This is a genomic window from Frankia sp. AgB1.9 (assembly GCF_016786355.1).
Lineage (GTDB): Bacteria > Actinomycetota > Actinomycetes > Frankiales > Frankiaceae > Pseudofrankia.
The window spans coordinates 1-20,328 of sequence record NZ_JADWYX010000113.1 but is presented as its reverse complement, the minus strand read 5'-3'; the positions used below and the strand labels follow the sequence as shown (position 1 = coordinate 20,328).

Below are 20,328 nucleotides of genomic sequence, written 5' to 3'. Positions count from 1 at the left end.
TGCCTCCGGTGACCCGGCCCTACGTTGTGCTCAGCTGCGCCACCTCGATCGACGGTTACATCGACGACGCGAGCGCAACCCGGCTGCGGCTCTCCAATGAGGCGGATTTCGACCGGGTCGACGAGGTGCGGGCCGGATGTGACGCGATCCTGGTCGGCGCCGGGACGATCCGGGCGGACGACCCGAAGCTGCTCATTCGGTCGCCAGCCCGGCGACAGGCCCGGATGAGCCGCGGCCTCCCCTCGCACCCGCTCAAGGTGACACTCACGGCCACGGGAGACCTCGACCCGTCCGCGCGGTTCTTCACCGCCGACGATCCCGACGGGACGGACGAGGCCGCCAAGGTCGTCTATACGGCCACCGGCGCCGCCGCTCGAGCCCGCACGCGTCTCGGCGCGGTCGCCACGGTCGTCGACGCGGGAGATCCCATCGACCTGAGCGCCGTGCTCGCCGACCTGACGACCCGCGGCGTGGCCCGCCTCATGGTCGAGGGCGGAGGTGCCGTGCACACCAGGTTCCTGACCGAGGACCTGGCCGACGAGCTTCAGCTCGTGATCGCGCCTTTCTTCGTCGGCGACCCCCGTGCCCCCCGCTTCGTCGGACCCGGCACGTTCCCCCACGATCCGACCCATCCCGCCCGCCTGGCCGAGACCACTCAGCTCGGCGAGGTCGTCCTGCTGCGCTACGCCCTCTCGCCCCGCTACCCGGACTCCTGAGCGCTGGCGAACGGGTCGACGACGTCGGCCACGGCGGTGACGCGGTGCAGGACGAAGCGGCGCGGGGCGGCGGCGGTCTCGTCCCAGGCGGTCAGCCAACCGCCGTCGAGGGCGGTCGGGCGCACGACCCGGTCGCTGGGCGTCCCCTGCTGGTCGACGTAACCGAGCAGCACCCGGCGCCGCTCGCGCACCGCGGCCTGCAGCCGGACCAGGATCAGCGGCGCCGAGCGCACCAGGCCCTCGACCGCGCTGTTGCCGAAGGTCGTCGCGGCGCCACCGGCCAGCCGCAGCGCCCGGGCGCTCTCGTCGCCGCGGCGCACGAGCTTGACGGCGTCCCGCAGCTGGCCGCGGCGCACCGCCGCCGGGTCGGCCGCCGCCGAGCGGGCCCGCGCCGGCGTCCGATGCGTCTCCGGCCTGCTGACGACGACCCGGCCGTCCGGCCCCTCCGCGGCCGGGGCGAAGCCGGCCACCCGCAGCCCGTCGAGCAGCTCGGCCACGGGAAGCCGGGAGATCACGACCGTCGGCGCGATCCGGCGCAGCCCGAGCGTCTGGGTACGCCGGGAGGCGACCACCTCCGACAGCAGCGCCGTGTCGTCACAGCGCAGGTAGGACTCGGCCGGGCCCGAGCGCAGCCGGCCGTGCCGGCGGGCGGTGTCGTCGACGAGGTAGGTGAGCGCCTGCGGCACGCCGCCCCGACCGAGCCTGGTCAGCAGGTCGTGGATGTCCCCCGGGGAGGCGCCGGCGTCCAGCGCCCGGCGCAGCGACTCCTCGGAGAACCGGTAGACGGTGGCCGCGCCGGTCGACTCGATGTCGGCGAGCTGGGCGAGCTCCGCCGCGACGTCCGCGACCAGCGGGCCAGGGGCGACGGCCGTCAGGTCGGCCTGGAGCAGCAGCTCGTCCACCGGCTCGGGCAGCAGCGGGGCGAGCGCGTCGGCCAGCGCGTCGACGAACGAACCGGGCTTCGCCGTCAGCCCGGCCCCGATCGGCGCCGTGCCCAGCGCCCCGGCACTCTCCGCGAGCAGCTCGGCGAGCAGCCGACCGGTCGTCGTCGCCGCGCCCCGGCCCGTCAGCCCGAGCAGCTCCGCCTCCTGGAGGGTGGCGTCGACGAGGAGGTCCTGCAACGCGCCGCCCCGCCGGGGCGCCCGCCAGGCCAGCAGCGCCCGCACGTCCGCCGCCGAGGGCGCGACCCCGTCGGGGGCGGTCGCCAGCGCGGCCAGCACCTCGGCCCGCGTCGCCGGCGCGGCGGACCGGCGGACGTCGACCGACAGCGCCGAGACCTGCCGTCCCCGCTCGTCCCGGTCCCCGATCAGCGACGCGACCGAGGCCGACCGGACCCAGCCCTCGACGAGCAGCGCCCACCGGTGCGCGGTCAGGTCGACGCTCCAGCGGTCGAAGGCGGTCGTCGGCACGATCCGCACGTCGACGCCGGCCGTCGTGTCGACCAGCCCGGCGGAGGCGGCCAGCTCGACGACGAAGGCGGCCTCCGGCTCGGGGATCTCGAGCAGCCGGGCGACGGCGCGCAGGTCGCGCACGCTGAGCCCGCCGGTGCGCAGCGGCACGACCGGGCTGGCGCCCCAGGCCTGCAGCAGGGTGGCGATGTGGCGGACGACGGTCTCGGCGGCCAGCGCCGCGGCCGGGTCGACCGAGGCCGCCATGACCTGCCGGCCGGACAGCCGCGGTGGCGCCGGATGCAGCGTGCCGGTGGGCCGGTCGCCGCGCAGCGCGAGGCCGACCTCGCGCGGCATCTCCACCTCGTCCGCGTCGACGCCGATGAGCAGGCCGCGGGCCAGCAGCTCCTCGACGGGAGTGCGCGCGGCCGACGCGGCAAGCAGCCGGCCGGCCTCAGCGGTGGCGCCGCGGGCCGGGCCCTCGGCCAGCCGGGCGAGGATCCGGCCGGCCGCCGGGGAGCATTCGGCGGCAAGCCCACGGACGACGGCGGGATCGCCGAGCCGCTCGGCCACCTCGGCGACCAAGGTCTCCTTGGCCACCGCGGCCCCGCGCTCCTGGCCGGCGGCCGCGGCCGGGACGGTGCGGCCAGCCGGGGCGATCCGCCCGCCCCGGGACACACCCAGCGCGGTGGCCAGCCGGGCCAGCTGCGGCACCCGGTAGGCGGCCAGGCAGTCCCGCGCGGCCCGGCCGAGGCCCAGCGCCCGGTCGCCGAGCAGGTCGGTGGCGGTCCCGACCAGCCGTAGCTCGTCGCCGTCGCCCCAGACCAGGCCGCGGGCGCGCAGCGCCGCCACGGCCGCTCGGACGTCGAGACCACCGCACAGCTCGACGAGCCGGCCGACGGACACCGGGCACGGCAGCAGCGTGAGCACCGCGCCGACCTCGAGGGCGAACGTGTCCAGGGTGTCCAGCGCGCGCAGGACGCTGACCCTGATCTCCAGGCGGGCCGCGAGGATGTCGAAGTCGGGGGGCGGCGGCGTGGCGAGGTCGGGCCGAAGCTCGAACAGCCTGGTCAGCTCGTCGTCAGACCGGGCGCGCAGCCACGCAGGGAGCGTGGCCGGCTCCCCATCGGGCTCCAGTGCCGGCGATGACACTCTCCGACGGTAGCCCAGCTTCCTGAGCGACCGTTCGCGCCGCCCTGTTCCCGGGCCGACCGATCAGCGCCGCACCCGGCAGACCCGTTCGAGGAGCAGGGCGGCGACGACGAGCGCGACGGCCGAGCCGAGGCCGAGGCCGGCGGTGATGAGGTCGGCGCCCGCGGTCCCATAGGTGTTCAGATGGGCGGCGGTGTAGGCAAGCAGGGCGGCCCAGCCGCCGGCCATCACCGCCGCGGTCAGCGAGCTGGCCTTGGCCAGCACGGCCAGCCGGGCCACCGTGATCGGCATGATCGGTTTGGTTCCCGGCCGGCCAGCCAGCCGGCGGCGGGTGATGCTCGCCGTCTGCAGCTCCAGCACCGCGATCACGAACACCGACAGCGGCCCGGTGCGCGGCAGCTGCGGCAGTGTCCGGTACGTCCAGACGAGCAGCAGGTACGCCAGCACCCCGGCGACCAGGACGGCGGCGGCGAGCTCGCGGGCCCGGGTCGGCCTCATCCGAGCCCGGCGGCCACGCCGAGGTCCGTCGCCGCCCCGGCCCGGCGCAGCCCGGCAGTCTCACCGGCGGCGGCCAGCCCGGCCACCAGGGCGGCGACGCTGCCGTGCCCGGGAATGGTCGCATCCGGGTCGACGTCCAGCCACGGGACACAGACGAAGGCCCTCAGGTGCGCCCTGGGGTGCGGGACGATGATCTCCGGGTCGTCACTGGTCACGTCGCCGCAGGCGATCACGTCGACGTCCAGCGTGCGCGGCCCCCACCGGATGGCGCGGACCCGCTCGGCCGCCTGCTCGGCCTCCCGGGCGGCGGCCAGCAGCTCGCGGACGGGCGCCGGCCGGGTGAGCAGCACCGCGTTGAGGTAGTCGTCCTGCGGCGGCCCGCCGACCGGCACCGTCTCGTAGACCGGCGACACGGCGAGCACGCCGAGCCGCTTCTCCAGCAGGGCGACGGCCGCCCGCAGGGTCGCGGCCCGGTCGCCGAGGTTCGACCCGAGGGCCAGCACGGCGTGGCCCGGACCGCCGGCCGCCGGGCGCGGGCCCGGATCCGCCGGCTGGCCTGTCACGACTGGTCCCGGACGATCGTCACGGCCACGTCGGTGAAGGGCAGCGGGATCGGCGCGGCCGGCTTGTGGACCGTCACCTCGGCCCGCGCGACGCGCTTGTCTGCCAGGCAGACCTCCGCGAGCCGCGCGACCAGCGTCTCCAACAGGTCCACCGGCTCGCCTGCGACGACGGCGGCCAACGCCTCGGCCAGCTCGCCGTAGTGCACGGTCTGGGTGACGTCGTCCGTCGCCGCGGCGGGCGCCGTGTCGAGCCAGAGGGTCACGTCGACCACGAACTCCTGACCCAGCTCCCGCTCGGCCGCCAGAACGCCGTGCCGACCACGCACCCGCAGCCCTCGCAGCGTGATCCGGTCCCGGATCTCCCCGGCCGGCGCCGCCGTCGCGACCCGCTCGGCTACCCGCTCGAATCCCATCTGCCCCTCGCCGATTCGTCGCCGTCCGCGCGCCCGTGCGGGCGCGGCCAGCTGGTGTGAGCGCGTCCCCACGGGTCCGCATTCCTTGCAGCATGCCCGAGTCGGTCCGGCCGGGGCTGACGCGCGACCGGCTGTGTCGCCTCGGCCGGGCCGCCGCGCGGGATCAGGCGGTCCCCGGAGGCCAGCCGCGGGCCCGGCGCCACGCACCGACCACCCGGACGGCGTCGACCGCGGGACGCACGGCGTGCACCCGGACCGCCCAGACTCCCTCGGCGGCGAGCAGCGTGGTGGTCGCCTGGGTCGCGTCCTCGCGCTGCTCGACCGGGCGAGGCGTGCCGTCCGGCGCGGCGAGCAGCGCGCCGAGGAACGACTTGCGGGAGGTGCCGACCAGCAGCGGCCGGCCGAGCTCGGCGAACGCGCCCACCTGGGCCAGCAGCGACCAGTTGTGCTCGAACCTCTTGGCGAAGCCGATCCCGGGGTCGAGGATCACCCGGTCCGGCCGGACACCGGCGGCGTACACGGCGGCGAGCCGCTCGCGCAGCTCGGCTACGACGTCCGCGACGACGTCGCCGTAGTGCGCCCGTTTGGCCATGTCGACGCTCTCGCCACGGGCATGCATGAGCACGTAGTACGCGTCCCGCTCGGCGCACAGCGCGAGCAGGTCCGGGTCCGCGGCGGCGGACACGTCGTTGACGAGCACCGCGCCGGCATCCAGCGCCGCCGCGGCCACCGCGGCCCTGGTCGTGTCGACGCTCACCGTCACCCCTTCTGCGACCAGCCGCTCGATGACCGGCACCACCCGGCGGCGCTCCTCGGCGGCGTCGACCCGGGCAGCTCCCGGCCGGGTCGACTCGCCGCCGACGTCGACGATGTCGGCGCCGTCGGCGACCATCCGCAGCCCGGCCCGCACCGCGTCGGACGGCTCGGCGAAGGTGCCACCGTCGGAGAACGAGTCGGGCGTGACGTTGACGATGCCCATCACCCGGGTCGGGCCGGGCGCGAGCAGCCGCGCCATCGCGTCGACGGTCATGGCGCGGCCGGGCCGGTCGCCCTGCGGCGGTAGGTGTAGCGGTAGACCGGCAGGAAGCCCAGGGCGGCGTAGATCCGTCGGGCCGCGGTGCTCTGCTCCTCCACCTGCAGGAGGGCGCGCCGGGCGCCGACGCTGGTCGCCCAGTTGGACAGCGCCGCCATGACCGTGGTCGCGGCGCCCTGGCCGCGGGCAGCGGGCAGTGTCGCCATGCTGTAGATCCCGAGCCAGTCGCCGTCGGCGACGCCCCGGCCCGCGCCGACCGGCACGCCGTCGACCGTCGCCGTCACGTAGATCGCGGGGGTCTCGATCCGGCGCAGGACCGCGACGCTCGCTGCCCGGTGCTGGCCGAACATCGACATACCGCCGGCGGCGCAGACGTCCAGCCAGCCGTCGTCCGGGCTCTCGGCGAGCGCGACCCGGACCGGGCCCCGCGCGCGGCCGGCCGGGGGCGCCGTCCGCTCGGCGAGACCGGCGACGCCGGCGACGATGCCGGAAAGGCCCGCGACGCAGACGTCGGTCGGGCCCTGCTCGGGCTCGTAGCCGGCCGCGTCGAGCGCCTGCCGCAGCCCGCTGGGACGGGACGCGGGGGTCAGCTGGACGAACGCGGGCCGGCCGGCCCGCCCATAGAACAGGTCGACCCGGGCGAGGGCGGCTGGCAGGTCGGCGACGTCGTCGTGCGGCCAGACCGAGTTGCCGCGCCGGGTAGCACCCTCGGAGTCGCGCAGCACCCAGCCGTCGACCCGCTCGGTCCGCAGCGCCGACCACCCACGGAACGCCAGCTCCTCCAGCTCGCGCGTCAGCGCGGTCCGGTCGGTGAATCCGCTGATCCTGGCGACCGCCGGGTCGACGGCCTGGTCGGCGAACCGGCGCGGGCCGACCAGCGGATCGGTCCCTGGTTCGCCGCGCCACGACATGCCCCGAGGCTACCGACCGGCCACCACGCCCGGCGCCGCCTTTTCCGCCACGAAACGGACCTCTCAGCGTGGCACTGACCGGCCGGCCGGTTCGAGGTCGAGCCCGGGCTCAGCCGGCCGGGTGGCGAACGCCGCGGTCCCGCCGGCTCGGCAACTGTCCGTAGTGGGATTCACCTCAAACAGGCCAACAAGCGACGAATGTGGTCTTCTCGCCCGTCATTACACCCCGCTAACGCACAAATCCGGACCATACGGGACAAGTCCGGTGCTGACAAGGCGCGGGGGCTCACGACGGGTGCTCATACGATGCCCGGCATTCGGCGCCGCACCGGTTCTTGCCGGGGCGAACGTGACCTTCCGTCATCACGGCCACAGCCATCGGCCGGCGGATGCCTGGTCGGCCCGCCGTGGCAACGGCGCCACGACGGTTCGAGCCGGTCGGGGCCGGACCGGGCCGAGCAGGCCGAAGCGTGGTCCCACCGTTGCCCTCACCCGCTTCTGCGGACTGCCGGAAAACCAGACCCCTAGCCTTCACTGCCAGGGCCTAAAGTCCCGAAAAGGGCCCGACTTACGTTCATCAAGTAGTCCATATGCCGATCGGCCGCTCCGATCCCGGTTGCGGCCATTCACAGGAGGGACACCCGATGCCGCCAGCCACGGGTGGACTGCCCCAGGAGCCATCGGAAGACTCCGACGACGCCGGGCACACACCGGCCGACGACACCACCTCTCAGAAACCGGCCGCCGACGGCCGCGGGGTCGTCATCCCGCCGGCCAGACGCTCCCCGGATGACTACCCCGCCGACTACCCGCGCCTGACCGGCCGCCACGAGCGCGCCCACGCCGCCCGCGGACCTGGCGGCCGCGCACCCGGCGGTCGTGCTGCGAACGGTCAGGCCACGGGTGCCCACCCGGTGCCCAGCCGGCCGGCCAGCCCGCTCCTGGCCGCGGCCGCTCTGTTCCCCACGCCGTCGGCGGCCGCCGGCCAGCCCGGCCGCGGCACCGTCGACCGTGCCGGCGCCCTCCCCCCCCACCCCCGCCACCACGCCCCCCGGCGGCCCGGGCGGGCGGGCGAGGCCGCGTTCGCCGCCGGCGGGGCCGGCGCCTCGGCCGGCGCTGGCCTGCAGGCCAGCAAGGAGACCACAGTCAAGACCACGTCGAGCGCGCCCGCCGCGATCTCAGGCGCGGACGATTCAGTTACCGGGACGTCGGACCGCCGCCAGTTCCACCGGATCGCCGGGGCGGTCATCGGCGCTCTGCTCATCGAGGGACAGATCCTGGAGGTGTCCGGCATGCTCGCCGCGAGCCCCGTACAACTGGCGCTCGACCGGGCAGAGCACATCCTGACCCAGGCGCTCGGCGCCCACGAGATCATCCCGCCGGCCCACATCCTTGCCCAGACCGCCCGGCTGCACCGAGGCCTGGAGCGGCTGGCGCGCCGCCGGATGCCCGACAGCCAGTGGCGGCGGCTGCGGCTGCTCGCCGGGCGGGTCGCCGTGCTGCGGGCCGACGCGGCCTTCAAGCAGGGCAACGTCACAGCCGCCCGGGTGCTCACCGCGCAGGGGTACGCCGCGGGGCTCGCGGCCGGCGACGGCCCGCTGTGCGGCTCGGCCCGCGAGGTCGGCGCCGTCACGGAGTTCTACGACGGCCGCCCGGACGAGGCGCTGCGGCTGGCCAGGGACGGCCAGCGCCACGTCGGCGCCGGGCCGGTGCGGGCCCGGTTGGTCTGCCAGGAGGCTCGGGCGCTCGCTGCCCTGGGCGATGTGCTCGGCGCCGCGAAGGCGCTCGACCAGGCCTACGACCTCGCCGACCAGATCTCGCCGGACCGCTGGGGCCGGCCAGGACCCAGCTTCGACGAGTTCAACCCGGTGGAGGTCGCCTACAACGCGACCACCGCGCTGTGCCTGCTCGGCCGGCCCCGGACCGCCGAGCAGCACGCCGAGCTCGCGCTGCCGAAGCTCGACGCGATGGACGCCCCCGGCTTCCGCTCGGTGATCAGGCTGGACCTGTCGCTGGCGCTCGCCAGGGCCGGCCGCCTCGAGCTGGAACGGGTCTGCCACCTGGCCAGCGAGGCGATCCAGATCTCCTGGGGCCGCACGGTGTCCTCGGTGTCCTCGCGGGCCGACCAGCTGCTGGAGGCGACCCGGGTGCACGGCGAGGTGCCCGAGGTCCGGGATCTCGCCGCGCTGGTCCGCGAGTGGCAGCGCTCCGCCGCCCAGCAGAGCCCGGCTGGCGGCCTGGCGGCGACTCAGCTGTCGACCGGGCAGCTCGCTGGCGCGGCGATCGTCGCGGCAGGCGCTGTCACCCTCACCAAGACCGCCGGCCGCACCACGAAGGCCGCCACCAACATGATCACTAACGGTGACACCGAACCGGGCCTGACCCACCCGGAAGCGAGCGACTGACGTCCGGTCGTCCGCGCGACGAGCCGGACGACCAGCGGGACCGGGCCACCCCACCCAACACGGGGCGGCCCGTGGGGGAGGGTGACGGCCGGTTCACGGCCGCCGCGTCCCGTCGGGCCCTGGCCGCGGTCTGCGCCGCGGCCGGCCTGGACGACACCGGCGCGATCGCGCTGAAGCTCACGGTCAACTCCGTCTACCGGCTGCCGCGCGCGGGCGCGGTGGTCCGCATCGCGACCTCGGGCGCGATGACCTTCCGGGTCCCGAAGGTCGTCCAGGTCGCCCGCTGGCTCGCCGCCGAGGGGGTGCCCGCCGTCCGGCTGCTGCCCGGGACGCCGGCCCCGGTCCGCGTCGGCGAGACGCTCGCGACCGTGTGGGTCGACGTCGGCCCCGACTCCGGGCCGCCGCCTGACACGGCCGACCTCGGCGCCATGCTGCGCCGCCTGCACGCTCTCGAACCACCGCGACCAGCCCTGCCCCGCTGGGACCCGCTCGGCGACGTCCGCCGCCGGATGTCCGACGCGGAGGCGCTGGCCCCGGACGACCGTGCCTTCCTCGAAGATCTCACCGACGAGGTGGCGGCCCGCCTCCGGGCGATCCGTTACCGCCTGGGCACGACGGTCCTCCACGGCGACGCCCACCTCGGGAACCTGATCAGAGGTACGTCCGGCCAGGTGGTCGCCTGTGACTTCGACTCGGTCTGCCTCGGGCCAGCCGAGTGGGACCTGACGCCAGTCGCGGTCGGTGTCCTGCGGTTCGGGCACCCGCCCGCGGGCCAGGAGCTGCTCGCGGCGGCCTACGGCGTCGACGTCACCCGGTGGGACGGCTTCGAGGTACTACGGGCCGTCCGGGAACTCAAGCTCGTCACCAGCGTGCTGCCGATCCTGGCGAGCAGCCCGACGGTCGCCGCACAGTTCCGGGTCCGGCTCGACAGCCTGCGTCGTGGCGACCGGGACGCCCGCTGGTCGCGCTATCGCTGACGCCCCGCCGGGCCGGTCCGCGCCGCACCCGCTTCGAGCGGCTGCGGGCCGGTCACGGCGGGTCACACATTTCGCCACCGGACGTCCGTTGGGCAGACTTGTCCTGTGGACACCGACCAGTTGCGCGCGCTGCTGACCGACGTCGCCACCGGCGAAGTGGACACGGACACGGCGCTGGCCCGCCTCGCCGCCGGCCCGCTCGGCGACGGCGCGGGCTTCGTCGACCTCGGCTACGCGCGGGTCGACACCCATCGCGGCGTGCGTACGGGTGATCCCGAGGTCGTCTTCGCCGCCGGCAAGACGGCGGCCGAGACGCTCGGCATAGTGGCCGCGCTGCGGGAGGCGAGCACCGGCGACGGCCGCCCCACCCTGATCACCCGGGCGAACCGCGAGACGGTCGACGCGCTGGTCGCCCGCTGGCCGGACGCGGACGTCACCGGCCGCTGGTCACCCGACCTGGCGGCCGACCCGCGGCCGTCCGGCGACGCCGGGCGGCTCGCGACCGTCGCCGTCGGTGCTCTGCCGCCCGCCCGCGGCCGGGTCGTCGTCGTCTGCGCCGGCACCTCGGACGCACCCGTCGCAGACGAGGCGGCGCTGACCATCGCGGCCAGCGGCGCGGGGGTCGAGGTGCTGCGCGACGTCGGCGTCGCCGGGCTGCACCGGCTGCTGGCCGTCCGCGACGTGCTCGCCGCCGCCGACTGTCTGGTGGTCGTCGCCGGGATGGAGGGGGCGCTGCCCAGCGTCATCGGCGGGCTGGTCGGCGTACCGCTGGTCGCGGTGCCGACCAGCGTCGGGTACGGGGCCGCGTTCGGCGGGCTCGCCGCGCTGCTCGGCATGCTGACCGCCTGCGCACCCGGCATCGCGGTCTGCAACATCGACAACGGTTTCGGCGCCGGCCTCTTCGCGGCGCGGGTGGCCCGCGCCGCCGCCCGCGCCCGTCCCGAGAGTGCCCCGGCGCCGGCCCCCTCTCCCGGAGCCGGACTGCGCGCCACGGCCGCCGGCTCGGCCGGGTACCGGTGAGCGGGCCGGAGCCGGCCACCGCCCGGCGCGTCGGCTGGCTCGACCTGTCCTGCGGGGCGAGCGGCGACATGCTGCTGGGCGCGCTCGTCGACGCCGGCGTGCCGTTGGCGGTGCCGGCCGCGGCGATCGACACGTTGGGGCTGCCGATCCGGCTCGAGGCCCGGCAGGTGCGCCGGTCCGGCCTCGCGGCGACGAAGGTCGACGTCATCGCGCCCGACGGCGGCCACACGCGGACCTGGGCCGACATCCGCGCGCTGCTCGCCGCGGCGCCGCTGGCTGACGCGACGCGCGACCTGGCGACAGCCACGTTCGCCGCGCTGGCGGCTGCGGAGGCACGGGTGCACGGGATCGACCCGGCCGAGGTGCACTTCCACGAGGTCGGCGCGCTGGACGCGATCGCAGACATCGTCGGCGTCAGCGCCGGTTTCGCCCACCTGGCGCTCACCGGGCTGGTCGCCACCCCGATCGCCCTCGGCGGCGGCCGGGCGCGGACGGCCCACGGCGTGCTGCCGATCCCCGGACCGGCGGTGCTGGAGCTGCTGCGCGCGGCCGGCGCCCCGGCCCACGGCGGCCCGGTCCCGGTCGAGCTGTGCACCCCGACCGGGGCCGCCCTCGTCGTCACGGTGGCCTCCGGCTTCGGCGACCTCCCGGCCGTGCGGGTGACCGCCGTCGGCTGCGGCGCCGGTACCCGGGATCTGCCCGGCCGCCCCAACCTCGTCCGCCTCGTCGTCGGCGAGGCCCTCGACACGGGCACGGCGGCCCTGCCGCCCGCCCCACGGCCCCATCACCAGCTGGGCCACGACCACGCTGGCCACGACCACGCTGGCCACAGCCACACCGCGGTCGAGCCGCACCAGGACGAGCCGCGGCGGGACCCGGCCGCCGTCGACGCGAACGTCCTGGCTGCCGGCCAGCCGATCGAAGTGGCCGACGGGGTAGCCGTCACGGCGGAGCTGGTCCTGGAGGCGAACGTCGACGATCTCGACCCGCGGGTCTGGCCGTCGGTGCTCGCGGCGCTGCTCGCCGCCGGCGCGGCGGACGCCTGGCTGACCCCGATCCTGATGAAGAAGGGCCGTCCGGCGCACACCCTGCGGGCCCTGGTCGCGCCGGGGAGCCTGCCGGCCGTACGGGCCACGATCTTCCGTCACACCTCGACGTTGGGACTGCGGGAGATCCCGGTCCGCAAGCACGCGTTGGCGCGGTCGATGCGCGCCGTCGAGGTGGCCGGCCACCCGGTCCGGGTCAAGGTCTCCCCCGGCCCCGATTGGGCCTTTGATCAACCCGCGGGTCCGGTGCCCGTCGCGCAGCCCGAGTGGGAGGACGTGGCCCTGGTCGCGGAGAAGCTCGGCTGGCCGGCCAGGGAGGTACTCGCCGCCGCGTGCGCCCTCGCGTATGCCGGCCGGTGGTCCGACGTCCCGGCCGTCGCCGGCGGCGCCGACGACCATCAGCACGGGACCGAACCCGCCGGTCAGGGCACTTTCGGCGAGGGCACCGACCCGGGCCGGACCCCATGACGGTCATGGTTGCCCGGGGCCGGGCCAGGTCTGGCCGGAGCGTGCGCACGGTCACCCGGGCGAGTCCGGGGACGACCGCCGTCTGCCCACTGTCCGGCGGCGTGGGACTATGGGGTGGGTGCTTATAGTGATCTTTGGCCATTTCCGTGCCAGGAGCTAGTCCTACCGGGTCGTACCAGGGGCACTAGTTCACGGTGTGTCCATCCCCCGATGGGAGGGGTTTCTGTGGACAAGGCGGGTAGTAGGCCGGATCGTGAGAGTTCTGCCCACGGCCGGGCAGCCCGGACGGAAGCATGAGGGACGACGCGGACATCGACGCCGGCAACGGGTATCCGCCCTCGCGGTACACCGCTCCGCCGCGCGTGGATGTCGCCCGAGCACCGGCCGGCGCCGGCCCGTTGGGCCCGACCGCGCTGCCCTTCGCCGACGGCTACCTCGGCCGGGCCGCGGCCGGTGAGCCGATGACCGGCCCCGACGGCGACGCCCCCGGCTACGGCGCACCGTACGACCGGCCGCCCGGCGCGGGCCGGCTGCCAGGCGTCGGCGCTCCGCCGCGGCCAACGGTCCCGCCCCCGCCGCCACCGATCCCACCGCCCGGCGGCGAGAACCCGCGCCCCGGCGCCCCGAGACGCGGCCCGGCCGGCTTCGCCGAGCAGGCCGCCCCCCCTGGCCGCCGCCCGGCGCCCGCCGGCGCAGACTGGCGCCCGGCCCCGCCCGCCGGCCCGCAGGGCTTCGCCGACCCGGCCGGCGGTGGCCGCCCACCTGGCCGCGCCTACGGCGACCCGGCCTCGAGCGGTGCCGCCAACCCGAACGGCCGCCTCGGTCCCAACGGGTACACCGACCCCAGCGGCTACGCCAATCCGAACGGCTACGGCAACCCGAACGGCAATGCCAGCCCGAACGGTCACGGCGGTCCGAACGGTGGCTACGGCGGTCCTGACAGCCACGACCCGCTCGGCTATCCCAGCCCGAACGGCCGTGGCGGTCCGAGCAGCCACGACCCCCTTGGCCTCTCCGGTCTGAACGGCCATGCCAGCCAGAACGGCCGAGCCTCCGCGAATGGCCAGGCCAGATCGAACGGTTACGCCGGATCGAATGGTCATGGCGGCCCGGCTGGTCACGCCGGCCAGAACGGCTATACCGGCTCGGACGGCTACAGCGGCCAAAACGGCTATGGCGGCTCGGACGGTTACAGCGGCCAGAACGGCCGCGGTGGCCCCGGCCAGCCGGGACAGCACCGCCTCGCCGGCGGCCCCGGATCCCCGGGTCCGGGCCTTCAGCCCGGCACGCCCGGCCCCACCGGCCGCGGCTCCGACCTTGGCGCGGGGCGCAGGCCCGGCGGCCACGGCGCTCCTGGCCCCACCGGCCGTGCCGACGGCCCGGGTTGGCGGCCGGCGGGCACCGACATCGACGTCTCGGGCCCGCGGCCCGCGCAGCCACGGCCGGTCACGCAGCAGCAACAGCCGACCGCCCTGCCGGGTGGCCCTCGGTCCGAGTACGGCGCCGGGGGCCCGCCCCCCGCGCCGCCCCGCGCCCGCGTCGGGCCGGATGGCGCCCGCCCCCGCCCCCCCCCCGGGCCCCCCCCCCCCCCCCCCCCCCCCCCCCGGGGGGGGGCCCCCCGGCCCGGCCCCGGGGGGGGCCCCCCCCCCCCGGGCGCCGCCGAGCGACGGCTTCGGCCCGTATGGCTCCCGCCCCGGCCCGCCCGCCGGGCCACCACCGAACGCGTCGCCCTGGCCCGATTCCTCGAACCGGCCAGGCCCACCGCCACCGCCGAACGCGTCGCCCTGGCCGAGCGATTCCTGGAACCGCCCCGGCCCACCGCCACCGCCACCATCGGCGGCCGCCTCCCGACCTGGGCAGGCGCCAGCCGGTCGGCCGGCAGCACCGCCCGACCCGACCGGTTTCCGCGCCCAGGCGCCGGGCCGGGACGCTTTTGACGCCGGCTTCTCCGTCGACTCGCCCGCGGCCCGTCCGGCGAGCGGGATGCCAAACGGCTGGTCCGTCGGCGCTCCGGAACATCCCGCCACCCGCCTCGCCGCGCTGACGTCGGCACCGCCGACGCCCGGCGGGCCGCTCCCTGGCGCCGGCGGACCACCGCCCGGCCCGCCGGCGGCCGTCGGCGTCGGTCAGCCGGCGGACCACCGGCAGAACGGCTACCCGGGCGGCCGCCCCGCCGCGGCCCCAGGCTCCCCGGCCAGCTGGGACCCGCTGGCGCCCGCCGTCGCGCGACCGCCCGCCGAGCTCGCGCCTGCCCGCCTCCCGATGGACCCGTTCGCGACCCGGGCCGCGGCACCGCCCGCCCCGGGCGGCCAGGACTCGTTCGGGCCAACCGGTCGCCCAGGCCCCGACCCGTTCGGGCGCGACGGCCGGACCGGCTCCGACCCGTTCGGCCCAACCGGGGGCCACCGGGCCGCCCCGGCAGGGGCGCAGGCCCCGAACGGCGCCGCCAACCCCGCGCACGTCGCCGCTCCCGGCCCGAACGACCCGTTCGGCGTGACCGGCTACGGCGCCGCCCCCGCCGCGACGGCCAGCATGCCGGCAGACCCCTGGTCGACGGCCAACACTGCCTGGGCACCACCGCCGGCTCCGGCGCACCCGTCCTGGCTGTCGACCGGCCTGTCCGTCGAAAACCCGAACGCGCCCGCTCCCACCGTCGGGCAGCGCGGAACGCCGACGGTGGTGGCAGGGCCTGGGTCCGGCCCGGACCGGACCGGCGGACATCCCGGCGCGGCCGGGCCCCCGGCCGGGCGCTCGCCGTCCGGCGGCGCCCAGCGGCCCGGCGACCCGTTCGTCCTCGGCGGCCCGTCGCAGCCGCGCCCGGTCGCCGCAGGGATCAACGTCGACGGCGGCCCAGTCTCCGGTCGCGGACCCACCGGCACCAACGGCCCCGGCGGGCCCGCGAACGGCTTCCTCATCAACGGCCACAGCCCGCACGCCGGCAACGGTCAACTCACAGCGGCCGGCGGCCAGGGAAACGGTCACCCGACGCGTAACGGGCCGGCCTTCCCGCAGGGAGCCGGTCCCGGCGGCGCACCGGCCAACGGCTCCCACCTCGGGGCCGGCATCGCCGTCGGCGGCGGCCCGGGTCCCGACCGGCCGGGTGCCGCGCCGGCCGGGCCATGGATCGTCGAAGGCTCAGCCGACCAGCGCTCCGCAGGCGGCCAGCACGCGCCGTCCGGCCAGCGCCTCCCGGCCGGGCAGCAGGCCCAGTCCGGACAGCACCTCGCGGCCGGGCAGCGCTTCGCCACGGGCCAGTATCTCGCCGCCGGCCAGCAGCAGGTCGGCCAGCCACGCCCCGGCGTGGACCCGCGCGGCGCGGGCCAGCCGGCCGGCGTCCAGCCGCAGGCCTCGGTGGGTCCGCCGACCCAGGCGTTCGATCCGCTGTTCGGCGATCTCCCGTTCGGGCCGGGCGCCGCGCCGAACGACGCGTTCCCAGGTGGGCTCACCGGGCAGCGGCCGGCCGGCGGGCCCGGAGGTCTCCTCAGCGGTCCCGGCGGGCCGCACATGCCGCCAGGTGCGCCCGGCGGCCCGACCGCCGGGCCCAGCGGCCCGCGGCCGGCCGCGCCGGGTGCAGCCGGCCCGGGCTACCCGGCTCGTCCGCCGATGCCACCGCCCGGCGCCCCCGGCTCGCCCATGACCGCGGGCGCGCCGACGGCTTTCGCGCCGCTGCACGACCGACAGCCCGGCTTCCAGCCGTCGACGCAGTTCCCCGCGCCCGCGCCAAGCCCACTGCCGGTACCGCCGAGCGCGACGGGCCAGCGGCCGATTGCCCCGGCCGACGGCCGCGCGCCGATGCCGCCACGGCCGCCGGCCGCGCCGCCGGGGTTCGGCGACCCCCGCCGCGCCGCCCACGCCTATCTCCCGACGAGCCCAGACCCGGTCGGCAGGTCCGAAGCCGCCCGGGGCCAGGCACCGCCGGCCCGGCCGCGGCCAGGCCGCGACGACCTCGACCTGTTCGACGTGTCCTCCGCGCCGTCCGCGATCCAGCCGGCTGGCCCGCCACCCCCGCCGCGGCGACGCAACACGTCGTCCGACCCCGGCCGCAGCGGCCTCGACATCAGTGGGCCGGGCCTGGCCGGCGGCCGCTCGAACGGGCGGCACGCCACCGGCCACCCGAACGCTGCCCTCTACAGCGACGCCCTGCTGGGCCCGGCCCAGGAGACCGCCGCGCGAGGCTGGCGCAAGGTGGTCTACCAGGTGTCGGGCGGGGCGGTGAACCCCGGACCGTCTCCGGACGAGGCCCGGCACAACCGGCTGCTCGGCCACATCCGGACCCCGCTGACCGACTGCCACCGGATCGCCGTGATGTCGCTCAAGGGCGGCGTCGGCAAGACGACGACGACGATCGGCCTCGGCTCCACCCTGGCGGACCTTCGTGACGACCGGGTGGTCGCGATCGACGCCAACCCGGACCGCGGCACCCTGGGCACCAAGGCCCAGCAACCGTCGCCGTTCACCGTCCGTGACCTGTTGGAGGACTCGCACCGCCTCAGCCGGTACGTCGACATCCGCAACTACATGGCCCGGTCGGACTCGCGGCTCGACGTGCTGGCGTCCGCGGACGACCCGGAGATCTCCGAGGCGTTCGCCGACTCGGACTACCACGCCGTCGACGACCTGCTGCAGCGCTACTACTCGATCCTGCTGACCGACTGCGGGACCGGCATGCTGCACAGCGCGATGGGTGGCGTCCTGGCGCTGGTGGACACGCTCGTGATCGTCACGAGTTCCAGCGCGGACGGCGGCACGAGCGCCAGCGCCACGCTCGACTGGCTGGACGCGCACGGGTACGCGGCCCAGGTCCGCGACGCGGTCGCGGTGATCTCGATGTTCCCGCAGAACGGTGACGACGTCGACGTGGACGCCCTGGAGGCGCACTTCGCGGCGCGCACCCGGCGGGTGGTCCGGGTCCCGTGGGACCCGCACCTGGCGACGGGCGGCCGGATCAGCCTGCACGCGCTGAAGCGCGAGACCCGCCGGGCCTACCAGGAGCTGGCCGCGGCGGTCGCCGAACGGTTCGCCCCGCCGGAGCTGGACGACCTGTCCTACCCCGGCGTCAACCCGTACCGAGACGACCGCCTCTTCTCCTGAGGCGGCTCGGCCGGAACCGGCGCTTGCGCGCCTACGGCCGACCCGCCGGATCGGGCGCTGAGCGCCCTCCCCAACCCGGATCGGGGTAGCGCGTAACTACGGGGTAGGCGCAGGTCCAGGGTCGGGAAGTGGGTTGCGTTCGCGGGAGAGGGTCGCCACGAGCCTGGTCACGCCGGGGCGGGCGAGCTGGCGCGCGACCGTCGAACGGCCGTCGATGATGCGGGTGAACAGGCCGAACGCGCCTGGGAAGCCGGCCATCAGCCCGTGCATGACCTCGGGGCGGCGGGTGAAGAGCCCCAGCAGGGTCCGCCCGGCGGTGACCTCGGGGCCGAACACGGCGTCGACCCGCTTCGGGTAGGCGTCGAGCGCCCCCGGGTCACCGCCGGCGGCGGCCGCGGCGGCCGCCCCGGCCAGCCGGCCGGACCGCAGCGCGAACGAGATGCCCTCTCTGGTCCACGGGTCAAGCAGGCCCGCGGCGTCGCCGGCGACCAGCACCCGGCCGCGGCGCACTGGCGAGCCGTCGGCCCGCACCCGGGTCAGATGTCCCGAGTCGTGCAGGCGCGGCAGGTCCGCCAGGCCCAGCTGGGCGACGAACCGCTCGTAGTAGGCGCGCATCGCCGGCCCGTCCTCGCGGGCCCCGATCACCCCGACCGTCAGCACGTCGCCCTTGGGGAAGACCCAGCCGTACGAGCCGGGCACCGGGCCCCAGTCCAGCAGCATCCGGCGCTCCCAGCGGGCGGCCACGTGGGCGGGCGCCTTGAACTCCGCCTCCAGGCCGATGTCGACCTGGTCGCAGTGCACCCCCACGTAGCTGGCGGCCCGCGACGACGTCCCGTCCGCACCCACCACGACCGAGGCCCGCAGGTCCGGCCCGCCGCGGATCTCCACCACGGCGCCGGCCGGGCCGTCGTCGCGGACACCGGTCACGACCGTCGACGTCCGGACCTCCACGCCGGCGGCCCTGGCCGCGTCGACCAGCGCCGCGTCGAGCTCGGGACGCATGACCATCGCGATGATCGACGAGCCGTCCCGCCGTCGACGGGTGACCTTGTACCGGCCGTCGAGCGTGATGGTCAGGGCGTCGACCTCGGCGCGGGCGAGCTGGGCGAGGTCCAGCCCGGCGCCGCTGATGTGGTCACGCGAGATCCCGACCAGGCCACCGCCGCAGGTCTTGTAACGCGGCAGCTCAGCCCGCTCGACCAGGCACACCCGGGCGCCGGCCACCGCCGCGGCCCGGGCCGCCGCGGCGCCCGCCGGCCCCGCCCCCCCCCACCCCCACGAGACACGCCCCCGCGAGGTGTCGGCCACGGTCCGTCCGTCAGCGCAGCGTCAGGGTGCGGCCGACGACGCCGGCACGGATGCGGCGCTCCTCGCTGGTAAGCGGACGGCGCTCGGCGAGCACCTCGTCCATGGACTTGCGCAGTGCGGCGGCCGGCGCCTCGCAGCTGTCCGCGTCCGCGTCGGGCGCCAGGTCCCAGACCGGGACGACCAGCCCGTCGGCCCGGAAGGAGCCGACGAACCGCGACCCCTCGCCGGCGCTCAGCGCGTTCGCGGCGGCCAGCCGGGCCAGCGCGTCGAGCAGCTGCTCCTCGGAGCGGGAGCGGGCGACGTCAGGGTCGCTGACGCCCTCGACCTCCAGGAACGGCAGCACCCAGCGCAGGTGGCGCTTGTCGCCTGGCTGGGTCCAGTAGGCAGCCTCGACGGAGCTCAGTCGCGCGGTCGGGACGACGGTCGCGTTCGCCCGCTCCAGGCTGGACGCGACCTCGCCGGAAAGGCCGGGACCGTCCTCGGACGGCGGCAGCCACCAGTCGAACCCGGCGTGCACGGTGATCGTCAGCGGCTCCGGGTCGAGCAGGTCGACCAGCCGGGGCAGGCCGGCGAGCCCCTCGGGCAGCCGCTCGACGGCGGTCAGCGCGGAGACCGGCCCGGTGGCGATGACCGTGCCCGGCTCGGCGGCGAGCGCGGCCAGCAGCGCGCCTGCGATGTCCGCCGACGGGTCGAGACCCGGCGCGAGGGTCTGGGTGGCGACGAGGATCTCGCCCGTGTCCCGGACCAGGGCCGGCGCGGCCTGCGGCAGCATGGTGCCGAGCGTGATCTTCCGATCGGCGTGCTCGGGATGCTTGGCCAGGTGGTCGGGGTGCAGCGTCAGCGGCGCCGTGGCGCTCGGGATCAGCTCGCGCAGCGCGACCAGGTCGGCCTCGTCCACCCGGCCCGCGAACGGCCGCAGCACCGGCGCCGGGCGCGACTTGGCGCCGTGGCAGGCCTTGTACCGGCGACCGGAGCCGCAGGGGCACTGCTCACGGGGCCCGACCTGGGGAACGTCGGCCGCGTGGGCACCGGCGGCCGGAGCCCCGGCGGCTACGGGTCGGGGACGCGCTGTGGTGGTTCGGCGAGCGATGGCGGGCTCCCGAGGTCAAGGACGACGGCCGGTCCGGCCGCCGTCCGGTGGGGACGACATCCGGTAAGGCTAGGGCACGACCGCCCCTACGACGCGACACGCCGCCCGCCGCTGCGTGCCGGTGTCCGCGGGCACCTGGCGACGGCCGTGAGCTGCCGGTTCGTCGGCGGGCGGCGCCGACGGTCGGCGGCGCCGCGGCGAGGCCGCCAGATCGACGGGCGAACAGATGGCACTGCCGGGCGACAACGA

General features: G+C 76.8%; 15 protein-coding genes. 7 read left to right on the top strand and 8 right to left on the bottom strand.

What is annotated here, in order from left to right:
• Positions 1-8 precede the first annotated feature (8 nt).
• Positions 9-716, top strand: coding sequence for a dihydrofolate reductase family protein (locus I6A60_RS32470; protein ID WP_203024812.1), 708 nt, complete (start codon positions 9-11; stop codon positions 714-716).
• Here I6A60_RS32470 and I6A60_RS32465 read toward each other — a convergent pair.
• From I6A60_RS32465 to I6A60_RS32440, 6 genes are all read right to left on the bottom strand, one after another.
• Positions 701-3,256 carry a helicase-associated domain-containing protein gene (locus tag I6A60_RS32465; protein ID WP_203024790.1) on the bottom strand — a complete coding sequence of 852 codons (2,556 nt, stop codon included), beginning with the start codon at positions 3,254-3,256 and terminating at the stop codon, positions 701-703. The genes I6A60_RS32470 and I6A60_RS32465 overlap by 16 nt on opposite strands.
• Before the next feature lie 63 nt (positions 3,257-3,319).
• Positions 3,320-3,754: a DUF3180 domain-containing protein gene (locus I6A60_RS32460; protein WP_203024789.1), complete on the bottom strand. Its 435-nt coding sequence runs from the start codon at positions 3,752-3,754 to the stop codon at positions 3,320-3,322.
• Complete coding sequence (gene folK, locus I6A60_RS32455; protein ID WP_203024788.1) at positions 3,751-4,317, bottom strand: 2-amino-4-hydroxy-6-hydroxymethyldihydropteridine diphosphokinase; 567 nt, start codon at positions 4,315-4,317, stop codon at positions 3,751-3,753. Before folK ends, I6A60_RS32460 begins: the two co-directional genes overlap by 4 nt.
• Positions 4,314-4,730: a dihydroneopterin aldolase gene (folB, locus tag I6A60_RS32450; RefSeq protein WP_203024787.1), complete on the bottom strand. Its 417-nt coding sequence runs from the start codon at positions 4,728-4,730 to the stop codon at positions 4,314-4,316. Before folB ends, folK begins: the two co-directional genes overlap by 4 nt.
• Positions 4,731-4,893: 163 nt before the next feature.
• Entirely contained in the window at positions 4,894-5,760 is an 867-nt protein-coding gene (folP, locus tag I6A60_RS32445; RefSeq protein ID WP_203024786.1) for a dihydropteroate synthase, read from the bottom strand.
• A complete protein-coding gene (locus tag I6A60_RS32440; protein ID WP_203024785.1) occupies positions 5,757-6,674 on the bottom strand; it encodes a GNAT family N-acetyltransferase in 918 nt (305 codons plus the stop codon). Before I6A60_RS32440 ends, folP begins: the two co-directional genes overlap by 4 nt.
• 644 nt (positions 6,675-7,318) lie before the next feature.
• On the opposite strand from I6A60_RS32440, the gene I6A60_RS32435 reads away from it, so the two are divergent.
• The 6 genes from I6A60_RS32435 to I6A60_RS42205 all read left to right on the top strand — a co-directional run bounded on the left by I6A60_RS32435 (position 7,319) and on the right by I6A60_RS42205 (position 17,681).
• Positions 7,319-9,079 carry a hypothetical protein gene (locus tag I6A60_RS32435; RefSeq protein ID WP_203055775.1) on the top strand — a complete coding sequence of 587 codons (1,761 nt, stop codon included), beginning with the start codon at positions 7,319-7,321 and terminating at the stop codon, positions 9,077-9,079.
• 71 nt (positions 9,080-9,150) lie between these two features.
• Positions 9,151-10,056 carry an aminoglycoside phosphotransferase family protein gene (locus I6A60_RS32430; RefSeq protein ID WP_203017196.1) on the top strand — a complete coding sequence of 302 codons (906 nt, stop codon included), beginning with the start codon at positions 9,151-9,153 and terminating at the stop codon, positions 10,054-10,056.
• Positions 10,057-10,161: 105 nt separating this feature from the next.
• Positions 10,162-11,076: a nickel pincer cofactor biosynthesis protein LarB gene (gene larB / locus I6A60_RS32425; RefSeq protein ID WP_203055774.1), complete on the top strand. Its 915-nt coding sequence runs from the start codon at positions 10,162-10,164 to the stop codon at positions 11,074-11,076.
• On the top strand, positions 11,073-12,590 hold the full coding sequence (larC, locus tag I6A60_RS32420; RefSeq protein WP_203017037.1) for a nickel pincer cofactor biosynthesis protein LarC: 1,518 nt from the start codon (positions 11,073-11,075) through the stop codon (positions 12,588-12,590). The genes larB and larC overlap by 4 nt, the downstream gene beginning before the upstream one ends.
• A gap of 293 nt (positions 12,591-12,883) precedes the next feature.
• The gene (locus I6A60_RS32415) at positions 12,884-14,527 is read left to right on the top strand and encodes a hypothetical protein (RefSeq protein ID WP_203055778.1); all 1,644 of its coding nucleotides are present in this window, start codon (positions 12,884-12,886) and stop codon (positions 14,525-14,527) included.
• Positions 14,528-14,573: 46 nt separating this feature from the next.
• Complete coding sequence (locus I6A60_RS42205) at positions 14,574-17,681, top strand: AAA family ATPase (RefSeq protein ID WP_238436722.1); 3,108 nt, start codon at positions 14,574-14,576, stop codon at positions 17,679-17,681.
• Between the two features lie 96 nt (positions 17,682-17,777).
• Here the strand turns inward: I6A60_RS42205 and I6A60_RS32405 are convergent, their stop codons facing one another.
• Together I6A60_RS32405 and I6A60_RS32400 are read right to left on the bottom strand one after the other, a co-directional pair.
• Positions 17,778-18,989, bottom strand: a complete 1,212-nt coding sequence (locus I6A60_RS32405) for a geranylgeranyl reductase family protein (RefSeq protein WP_203055773.1) — start codon at positions 18,987-18,989, stop codon at positions 17,778-17,780.
• 10 nt (positions 18,990-18,999) lie between these two features.
• A complete protein-coding gene (locus tag I6A60_RS32400; RefSeq protein WP_203025351.1) occupies positions 19,000-20,079 on the bottom strand; it encodes a DUF5926 family protein in 1,080 nt (359 codons plus the stop codon).
• Positions 20,080-20,328: the final 249 nt, after the last annotated feature.

What these genes read in the sequence shown, in the direction of transcription:
- I6A60_RS32440 (WP_203024785.1), bottom strand. Translation starts at nt 6,674, where the DNA reads ATGTCGTGGCGCGGCGAACCAGGGACCGATCCGCTGGTCGGCCCGCGC.
- I6A60_RS32460 (WP_203024789.1), bottom strand. Translation starts at nt 3,754, where the DNA reads ATGAGGCCGACCCGGGCCCGCGAGCTCGCCGCCGCCGTCCTGGTCGCC.
- folP (WP_203024786.1), bottom strand. Translation starts at nt 5,760, where the DNA reads ATGACCGTCGACGCGATGGCGCGGCTGCTCGCGCCCGGCCCGACCCGG.
- I6A60_RS32415 (WP_203055778.1), top strand. Translation starts at nt 12,884, where the DNA reads ATGAGGGACGACGCGGACATCGACGCCGGCAACGGGTATCCGCCCTCG.
- folB (WP_203024787.1), bottom strand. Translation starts at nt 4,730, where the DNA reads ATGGGATTCGAGCGGGTAGCCGAGCGGGTCGCGACGGCGGCGCCGGCC.
- I6A60_RS42205 (WP_238436722.1), top strand. Translation starts at nt 14,574, where the DNA reads ATGCCAAACGGCTGGTCCGTCGGCGCTCCGGAACATCCCGCCACCCGC.
- I6A60_RS32435 (WP_203055775.1), top strand. Translation starts at nt 7,319, where the DNA reads ATGCCGCCAGCCACGGGTGGACTGCCCCAGGAGCCATCGGAAGACTCC.